This window comes from Streptomyces albidochromogenes (assembly GCF_005981925.1).
GTDB classification, from domain to species: domain Bacteria; phylum Actinomycetota; class Actinomycetes; order Streptomycetales; family Streptomycetaceae; genus Streptomyces; species Streptomyces albidochromogenes.
The window spans coordinates 1-2189 of the sequence record NZ_VBVX01000535.1 but is presented as its reverse complement, the minus strand read 5'-3'; the positions used below and the strand labels follow the sequence as shown (position 1 = coordinate 2189).

At 70.3% G+C, this 2189-nt stretch carries 1 protein-coding gene, 1 tRNA gene, 1 rRNA gene and 1 pseudogene; 1 reads left to right on the top strand and 3 read right to left on the bottom strand.

Going from position 1 to position 2189, the window contains the following annotated elements; translation table 11 throughout:
- Positions 1-18 precede the first annotated feature (18 nt).
- Positions 19-1065 (top strand): annotated as a pseudogene (locus tag E2E34_RS33545) (PP2C family protein-serine/threonine phosphatase); the annotation flags it as partial.
- Positions 1066-1111: 46 nt separating this feature from the next.
- On the opposite strand, the gene E2E34_RS33540 reads toward E2E34_RS33545, so the two are convergent.
- The 3 genes from E2E34_RS33540 to rrf all read right to left on the bottom strand — a co-directional run bounded on the left by E2E34_RS33540 (position 1112) and on the right by rrf (position 2181).
- Positions 1112-1184, bottom strand: a tRNA-Thr gene (locus E2E34_RS33540).
- Positions 1185-1283: 99 nt separating this feature from the next.
- Positions 1284-1967, bottom strand: a complete 684-nt coding sequence (locus tag E2E34_RS33535) for a DegT/DnrJ/EryC1/StrS family aminotransferase (RefSeq protein WP_138905600.1) — start codon at positions 1965-1967, stop codon at positions 1284-1286.
- Positions 1968-2064: 97 nt separating this feature from the next.
- Positions 2065-2181: ribosomal RNA gene (gene rrf, locus E2E34_RS33530) — 5S ribosomal RNA — on the bottom strand.
- Between the last annotated feature and the right edge of the window lie 8 nt (positions 2182-2189).

Genomic DNA, 2189 nt, shown 5'->3' with positions numbered 1-2189 from the left:
AGATGCGTATAAGAGACAGGCGCCCGCGTCTGGAACGCCCCCACCGAGGCCGCCCACCAGGCAGCACTGCGTACCTCCATGCGCAGCCTCGGCCTCGGCTCCACCCCGCACGTCGGCTCGGGCATCGGCACCACGCTCGCCACAGCCGCGGCGGTCGGCGGCGAGACCGTCGTCCTGCCCCTGGTCGCCCGGAACCGCGTCATCGGCATGCTGACGCTCGGCAAGCCCACCGACGACCATTTCCGCCAGGAGATCCTCGAACTCGCCGAGGACCTCTCCCGCCGCGCCGCGCTCGCCCTGGACAACTCGCGGCTGTACTCCGAGCGCATGGCCATCAGCCAGTCCCTCCAGCGCAGCCTCCTCCCCCCGGAGCTCCCCCACGTCCCGAACGTCGAGGTGGAGGTCATCTACCGGGCAGCGGGAGAGGGCAACGAGGTCGGCGGCGACTTCTACGACCTGTTCCCCATCCGCGACGGCGCGTACGGCTTCGCCATCGGCGACGTCTGCGGTACGGGCCCCGAGGCGGCCGCCGTCACCGGCCTCGCCCGCCACGCCCTGCGCCTCCTCGCCCGCGAGGGCTTCGGCGGCCCCGCCGTCCTGGAACGCCTCAACGCGGCCATCCTCGACGAGGGCGCCCGCAGCCGCTTCCTGACCCTCCTGTACGGCGAGCTGTGGCCGCAGGAGGACGGCAGCGCCGTCCTGAAGGTCGTCTGCGCCGGCCACCCCCTCCCGCTGCGCCTGCGCCCGGACGGTTCGGTCGAACCGGCCGCCGAACCGCAGCCGCTGCTCGGTGTGATGGAGGACCTGGAGCTGTACGAGCAGACCGTCACCCTGGACCCCGGCGACGTACTCCTGTGCGTCACCGACGGCGTCACCGAACGCCGCGAGGGCACCCGCATGCTCGGCGACGACGGCCTGGCCGACGTCCTCGCCACCTGCACGGGCCTGACGGCCGGCGCGGTCGCCGCCCGCATCCTGCGCGCCGTGGAGCGCTTCGCGGCCGAACCGGCCTCCGACGACATGGCCATCCTCGCCATGCGCGTACCGATGCCCCACCACCCGTAGAAACGCGAAAGGCCCCCGCCAACCGGCGGGGGCCTTTCGCGTGTTGAGCCCCAATACGGAATCGAACCGTAGACCTTCTCCTTACCATGGAGACGCTCTACCGACTGAGCTATTGGGGCCTTCGCTGCGCTGCGGCAACGAGGTAGATCCTACCCGAACATCAGCCGTGCTCCGAACCCGCCGCTCTCCTCGCACACGCCACCCTTCAAACAAACTCTCTAGAAGGCGGGTTGCAGCAGGCCGCCGAGCGCATTGCACGCCGCGACGACGCGCTGCAGGTCACGGCGGGACAGCGGGTGGCCGACGGGCAGGGCGAGCGTCTCGTCGGCGGCCCGCTCGGTCTCCGGCAGGCAGACCGCCCGCTGGAACGCGGGCAGCCGGTGCACCGGCGTCTTCACCGGCACCTGGCAGTCGACACCCTTGCGCCGCACAGCGCGAGCGAACGCGTCACGGTCGGGCCGCCCGTTCCCGGGCACCCGCACGACGTACTGCTGGTACGTGTGTCCGGCACAGTCCTCTGGGGTCCGCACCCCGGTGAGGCGCCGGTTCAAGTAGGCGGCGTGCACCTGCCGTTGAGCGAGGACACTCGGCTCGCGGGAGTCACCCTCCTCGCGGTGCTCCACCACCAGCAGGCCCCGCCGCTGTCCGAGCTCCCGCACCGACCGCACGCCGGCCAGGTACCCGAACCGCGGTACGGCGACGACGGCGGCCGTACGCGTCGTGACGGCGTCCTCCACAGCGGCGGCGTCGAGGCAGTACGTGGCGCCGTCGATGTCGGCGAACACCGGCATGGCCCCGACGGCGAGCACGGCCTCGGCCACCTCGGCGTTCCCGAAGGCCGGCACGATGACCTCGTCACCGATGCCGACACCCGCGGACTTCAGCATTCCGATCGTCCCCATGCCTTGGATGCTCGTCCTACAACGTGAACACCAAGTGACCGGGCACAAAAAAACGCTGGTCCCCGAACCGAAGTTCGGGGACCAGCGTTGAATTATTGTTCGGCGGCGTCCTACTCTCCCACAGGGTCCCCCCTGCAGTACCATCGGCGCTGAAAGGCTTAGCTTCCGGGTTCGGAATGTAACCGGGCGTTTCCCTAACGCTATGACCACCGAAACACTATG

Excerpts from the sequence above, each read along its gene's own strand:
- E2E34_RS33535 (WP_138905600.1), bottom strand. The coding sequence starts at position 1,967 with ATGGGGACGATCGGAATGCTGAAGTCCGCGGGTGTCGGCATCGGTGAC.